This window comes from Mesorhizobium sp. P3_A9, assembly GCF_056402975.1.
On record NZ_JBFUGJ010000312.1, the window covers coordinates 1 to 6,888 of the forward strand.

Below are 6,888 nucleotides of genomic sequence, written 5' to 3' on the forward strand. Positions count from 1 at the left end.
TGGCCAAGCTGGGTGCTGATGTGCGCCTCGTCTCCGGTCCCGTAAGCATTGCCGACCCGACCGGTGTGAAGACCATCCATGTCGAGCGGGCGCAGGAGATGCGCGATGCGGTCGAACAGCTTCTGCCCGCCGACGCCGCCGTGTTCGTCGCCGCCGTCGCCGACTGGCGAACCGAGAATTCGGCCGGTGAGAAGATCAAGAAGGTGGCGGGTGAAGGCCCGCCGGTGCTGCGCATGGTGGAGAATCCCGACATCCTTTCAGGGGTCGGCCATCACAGCCGGCGACCCGGTCTGGTCATCGGTTTCGCCGCCGAGACGCAGGATCTTTTGCGCAACGCCGAGGCCAAGCTCAGGAAAAAAGGCGCCGATTTCATCGTCGCCAACGACGTCTCGCACGAGAGCGGCATCGGCCCTTCAGGCGTGATGGGCGGTGATCGCAACCGGGTGCGGATCGTGTCGAAGGCCGGCGTCGAGGAATGGCCCGAAATGACCAAGGACGAGGTGGCGGCGCGGCTCGCCGCCCTCATTGCCGAACGGTTGAAGACGATCGTTGTTTGACGTGTTGGCGGGAAAACCCTTCCGCCAACACTCTGTTGCCGGTATCTCAGCCGTCAGTTGGACAAAAGCTCCGCTGTGCGGGCGAGTGCGCCGCTAAAGCCGTTGAGCGGAACGGAAAAGCTCACCGCTTGCCCGGTATCGGCCGCGAAGGCGTCGATCTTGAGCGTCGTGCCGTTCTTGAGCAGCGGCGTGACAGTTGCGTCGAACGCCACCGGCACCAGGCAGCCAACCACCTGGCAGGTGTTGAACGCCAGGCTACCGTCGAGCTTCTGGTCGTCGATGGTCAGGGTGACGCCCTTGGCSAGSGCCAGKCCRAACGGCARGGCAAGGGTGCCGRYSGCATCGTCACCGGTCTTGCTCGACAGYTCKATCGCCAGCAGSCGCTGGTTGSTTTGCTTGTTGAACTGCTGGTGCGACAGGCTGCAGACCTTGTTCGTGCCCGATATCTGGCAATTGACCGTCCAGTCGCCATGGGTTTCGGACAGAGCCGATGCACCCCCGGGCAGTTGCGGCGCATCGGCGGCGGGCGCGGGCGCCGCCGCGACCTTGTCGCCCTTGGTCTGCGCGGCCACCGCCGGCAGGCCGGCAATGCAGGCAACACCCAGCATCGCTGCGAAATACGCGTATTTCCTCATCAAGACCTCTCCCGCCCGGCTCCGTCTCGAGCCAGCCTAGAAACTGACCTTGAAAGACGCGCTGACTGCATTCTGTTTGACCGTTTCCCCGAAGGCGCCGTTGTACCTGACGGACATGCCGACGCCATTGACGCCATTCAACTCGAGGCCGGCGCCGACCCGATAGAGCGGCGAATCGATCGCTTCCGTCAAGTGCAATGCGGGGTTGCCGGGCAGATTCTCCGCCGCCGCGAAGCGGCCTTCGATGTCCCACTCCTTGTTGGAGAATTCCACCCCGGCCTTTCCGTAGAGGCGAACGCTGGCAATGTCGCTGAGCGGAATGTCGGTGCCGATCTCGAGTGCTGGCGTTGCGGAATAGTACGTGTTGGCGCTGCCGTCGAAATTGAAGCCGGCAACCGAGCCTTCCTCCTTGCCCGAAACACGCAACCAGCGCGCGTCGAACTGTAYGGTCGGCTGCAGATAGAACGCCCCCATTTCCTTGGTGAAACCCAACCGTGCCGAGCCGCCGAACATAGCGGTTTTCTGCGTATAGGTGACGCTGTTGCCTATACCCTCAAGCAATTCCTCCGGCAGGTAGTCGCCAACCAGCGTTTCGCCCGGTATGAAGCCGACCTGATCGAGATGAGTGTCGCGTTCGCCCTTGAACGAACCCGTGCCGCCGCCGAGCGCGAAGTCGACGAAGTAGTTCTTGTCGGCGTATTTGGCCAGCGCATAGGCCTGCCAGGCCTCGCCGGTGGTTTCCGACAGCAAATCCCCGTTGAAGTCGATCTTGGAGTCGAACTCCGTGCGACCGATGGTGGCGCCGAGCGACCAGTTCTGGCCGACCTCGCCGATGCCGCCAAGCGACATCGTCTTCAGGATGTCGTCGCGGCTTGTGGTCCCCGCACCGGCATCGCGGCTATACTCCGCCTGCGGGCTGATCGACGCCCAGACGCAGCGACCATCGGGATTCTTGTAGGCCGGCACGCCGGTGCACTCGCGCGCCGACTCCAGCATCATGTCGGCTTCGCGATTGATCATGTCGAACGTGTGCACGGCATAGTGTGGCGTCAGCCGGGTCAAGGCGGCGCCCAGCTCTTGCTCGTTGGGCAGGAAGCGCAGCATGTTGATCAACCGCGCCATCGGGTTGTCCGGGGTCGAGGCCGCCTCGACGTCGTCGAGATACTGCGCCATCTGGAACACGCCGGGATCGGTGGTGCCGGACCCCGGATCCTGCGCCAGTTCCAGGAAGGTCTTGTTGTCGGCGTAGAGAACCAGATCGGTGCCGTTGTCCACCTTGAACTGGAAGTTGAAGCCCACCGCCGGATGCAAGGTCTTCGCCTCGATGCCGGCATCGGTCATCGCCGAACCCTTGACCACCACATATTCCGTGAACAGCTTGTCAATCGACAGGAAGTTCAACGGCGCTTCGCCGTTGAAGTTGCCCGCGCCTGTCAGTGCCAGAGCATCGGTGATCTGGTTGTTGAGGTCCACATCGGTGACGAAGTCGCCGGACAGATCTTGCTTGAAGCCGCCGCCGACATCGACTTTAGCGACCACACCAATGCCTTGGTTGGTATACAGCCCGTCATTGGTGAACAGCCCGCCGCCGAGATCGATGGTCTTGAGGCCGACCATCGAGGAATCGGCGAAATTGTGGAAGCTGTTGTTGCCGCCGCCGAGATCGATATTGCCGATGACGCGTCCGAGCGTGGCGACCGCCTTCGAATTGTCGACATGGTCGTCGCCCGACGTGCCGGTGATGGCGAACGGACTGAAATCGTCCAGCAGCGATTCCAGGATCGCATCTGTCGGCACCACCGGACCCGGCGCCAGCAGGAAGGCCTTGAATGCCTGGAACTGCGAAGCCTGGATCTCGAATGTCGGCGTCGCTCCCATCGCATAGAGCAGGCTGTGGTTGGTCAGCGTGTTGTTGGCACCGCCGACAAGCATGGCCGCCACGCCCGTTCCCGCCCCGCCGATCGTATACTGGCCGTTCAGGTTGATGGTGATGTTGCCCTTGGTGCCCTTGGCCGTGCTCTCGCCGTAGGCGGCCACGGAATCCGCGCCCTGTGCAAACAGGCTATCTCCCGCCGTCAGGTCGACCGCGTGAGCGTTACCGTCGCCGGTCGCACTCTGGCCAAACATCGCATACGAACTTGCGCCCTTGACCCAGACCCGGCTGTCGGTGCTTGCCGACGCCGCCGCGGCATCACCGATACCGCCCTGCGAGCCGGCCGCCGATTGGCCCATGGCCAGCGAATCCATGCCGCCGGCGCCGCCGCCGCCGCCCACCGCCTGGGCGACGATGCCATGGCCGCGGTCGCCATCGGTCTCGATGGCGCCGGACTGGATGATCGTCACCTTGCCGCCGGTGCCCTTGGTGCCGCCGGGGGTGTTGAAGCCGACGGCATTTGGCCCACCGCCATCGTCATCGGCGCCGAAACGGCCAAAGCCCGCGCCGCCAATGCCGCCACCGCCGCCGACCGACTGGGCGATGATGGCGATCGAATCCTTGCCGGTGGTCGTGATCGTGCCGGTGCGGATGACGGTGACATCGCCGCCGTCGCCGCCATTGCCGCCGAGACCGCCGATGGCCAGCGCATTCGAGCTCTTGCCCTTGGCATCGCCGCCATAGCCGCCGCCGCCGCCGACCGATTGTGCGACCACGCCATGCGCGCGCTCGCCATGGGTGATGATGCTGCCGGAAACGGTGACGTCGACCTGGCCGCCATTGCCGCCATTGCCGCCGAAGCCGCCAAGCTGCAGCGCGACGGAATTCTCGCCTGCCGTGTCGGCCGACACCACGCCGCCATAACCGCCGCCGCCGCCGACGGACTGGGCGAAGATGCCGATCGCTCCGTCCTTCCAGGTTTCGATGACGCCGTCATTGTTCACCGTGACATGGCCGCCATTCGACCCGTCGCCGCTTGGCAGCGAGACCGCGCCGCCGATCGTCATGTCGGCCTCGGAGGTGTTGGCCGCAGCGCCCGACGCGCCGCCGCCGCCGCCCACCGATTGCGCGAAAATGCCGTGCGAGAGGTAGCCAAGCGTGGTGATCTGGCCGTGATTGTCCACCGTCACGTCGCCACCGCGGCTGCCGGTACCGCCCAGCCCACCGATCGCCAGCGTCACCGATGTCTCGGCGCTACCTGTCTCGGTCGAGCCGGCACCGGCAGAACCGCCGCCGCCGCCGACGGATTGTGCGAAGATGCCGTACGAATTGTCGCCCTTGGTCAGGATCACGCCCGACGCGAAGTTGGTGACATGGACGAAATCGCTCTTGCCGCCGTCGCCACCGGCTCCGCCGAGGCTGAGCGTAATGGCCACATTGGAGTCCTTGGCTGACGTGCCGGAAGCACCGCCGACGCCGCCGCTGCCGCCGATCGACTGCGCCATGATGCCGTGCGAATAGGCCTTCTCGGTGTGGACGTAGCCGCTGTTCTCTACGACGACCTTGCCGCCGTCACCGCCGACCTTGCCGGATCCGCCGAGCGAGAGATTGACGCTGACTTCCGAATCATCGGTCTTTCCGGTGCTCTGGCCAGCGCCACCCGCGCCACCGCCACCGCCCACCGACTGTGCGAAGATGCCGATCGACCGCTCCTGCTTGGTCCAGATTTCGGCTGTGGAGAGATTGAAGACGTCGACCTCGAAGCCACTGCCGCCGCCGCCGCCCGCACCGCCAAGCGCGCCGCCAATGGCATATTTGCCGATGACGCCCGATGTCGCCGAGCCGCCGACGCCACCGCCGCCGCCAATGGAATTGGCTGAGATGCCGTAGGAATCGGCGCCGTCGGTGACGATCAGGCTTCGGTTGGTGACCGACACCGTGCCGCCATTGCCGGCGCCTCCGGCGGCCAGGCCGATGGCCGCGCCGATGCCGACGGACGTCTCACCCTCACTGCCGCCGCCGACGATCTCCTCATCGGTCGAGGCCGCACCGCCACCGCCACCGCCGCCGCCGACCGACATCGCCAGGATACCGATCGAGTTGAAGCCCTGGGTGCGGATCACTCCGGAATTGTCGACATGCACGCCGGCGCCGATGACGTTGCCGCCATCATCCAGGCGGAACATTGCCGCATCGTTGCCGGAGCCACCTTTGCCGCCGATGCCGACATTGACGGTGACACTCGTCTCGCTAGTGCCGCCGAGATGGAACGCCTTGGCGTTGCTGGCTCCGCCCATACCGCCGCCGCCGCCGAGCGACTCGGCGACGATGCCTGACGAGAAATCGCCGGTGGTCGTCAGATTGCCGCTGTTGGTCACGTCGACCGCGCCGGAAAAATTACCGGTGCCGCCGCCGCCGCCAACGCCGACATTGACAGCGACATTGACACCTTCGCCACCGCCGAGATCGGCGGTCGCGCCATTGGTCGAGCCGCCATTGCCGCCGCCGCCGCCAATCGACTGGGCAAGGATCGCCGCGCTCATGTCGCCGGCGGTCTGCACCGTCATGGCGTTATGAACGAGAACGTCGTCGCCGACATTGCCGTCGCCGCCGCCGCCGCCGATGCTGACCGTTGCATTGACGCTGACATTGACGCCGTAGCCGCCAGCCGCCGCCCAGGAATCGCCGCCATTGCCACCGCTACCGGCGACCGATTGGGCAAGGATTCCGACCGCCTGATAACCGCTGGTGACGATGCTGCCGCCACCGTTGAGGCCGGTGTCGACGATCACCAGGTCGCTGCGGCCGCCGTCGCCGCCCCAGCCACCGACCGTCACGCCGAGACTGACGCTGACGCCGTTGCTGACCGCGCCGGCGATCGTCGCCGCGCGCCCGCCATTGCCGCCGCCGCCGCCAATCGACTGCGCGACGATGCCGCCCGAACCGACCGCGTCGGTATCGGCGATGATGTTGCCGTCCGCCTTGACCGTGACCTTGCCGCCGGGGCCGCCGTCGCCGCCGGTACCGCCGACCGCGACGCCAACCGCGGCGGAGGCATAGAAGCCGGCGCTGAAGGCGCCGGAATAGGCGTTGCCGCCATTGCCGCCGCTGCCGCCGACCGATTGGGCAAGGATGCCCTTCGAACCGGCGCCACCGACATGGATGTCGCCCTTGTGGGTGACGGAAACCTCTTTGCTGAGGTTGGCGTCGCCGCCGCCGCCGCCGATCGCCACGCCTGCCGCGCCAAACACGCCAACGGCAACAGCCCCGGTGCTGCCACCATTGCCGCCGCCACCGCCGACCGACTGCGCCAGGATGCCGTTGGAAAGCACACCCTTGGTGGTGATGTCAGCGTTGTTGATGACCTCGACGATGCCGCCCTCGCCGCCGGCGCCGCCCGAACCGCCGATTCCGACCGCGGCGAACAGTCCGGCCGACAGCGCAAAGCCGCCATCGCCGCCGGAGCCGCCGACCGATTGCGCGAAGATGCCGTTGGACAGGTCGCCACCCGTGTCGATCTTGCCCGAATTGTTGACGAACACCTTTTGGCTGGTGCCGGCCGCGGCACCAGAGCCGCCAAGGGACAAGGAAGGACCGCCCGCCGTAACGCTGAAGCCGCCAGAACCGCCGCCGCCGCCAATGGATTGCGCCAGCAGCCCGTGCGACTGGTAGCCGCCCGTGCTCAGCGTGGCTGCGTTGATGACGTCGACCGTACCGGAAGCGCCGCCGCCGGCGCCCTTTCCACCGATGCCGATGTTGACCCCGAGACCGAGACCGACGACACCGCCGCCATTGCCGCCGCCGCCGCCGATCGACTGCGCCA

Annotated in this window: 3 protein-coding genes; 1 reads left to right on the forward strand and 2 read right to left on the reverse strand. The window is 66.2% G+C overall.

The window, feature by feature from the left end:
- Positions 1-557, forward strand: a 557-nt coding sequence (locus tag AC1DX0_RS28175; protein WP_477357672.1) for a phosphopantothenoylcysteine decarboxylase domain-containing protein, incomplete at its 5' end; no start/stop codon positions are given.
- Between the two features lie 53 nt (positions 558-610).
- Here AC1DX0_RS28175 and AC1DX0_RS28180 read toward each other — a convergent pair.
- Positions 611-1,192: an invasion associated locus B family protein gene (locus AC1DX0_RS28180; protein ID WP_477357674.1), complete on the reverse strand. Its 582-nt coding sequence runs from the start codon at positions 1,190-1,192 to the stop codon at positions 611-613.
- Between the two features lie 36 nt (positions 1,193-1,228).
- A partial coding sequence (locus AC1DX0_RS28185) for an autotransporter outer membrane beta-barrel domain-containing protein (protein WP_477357677.1) occupies positions 1,229-6,888 on the reverse strand: 5,660 nt, incomplete at its 5' end.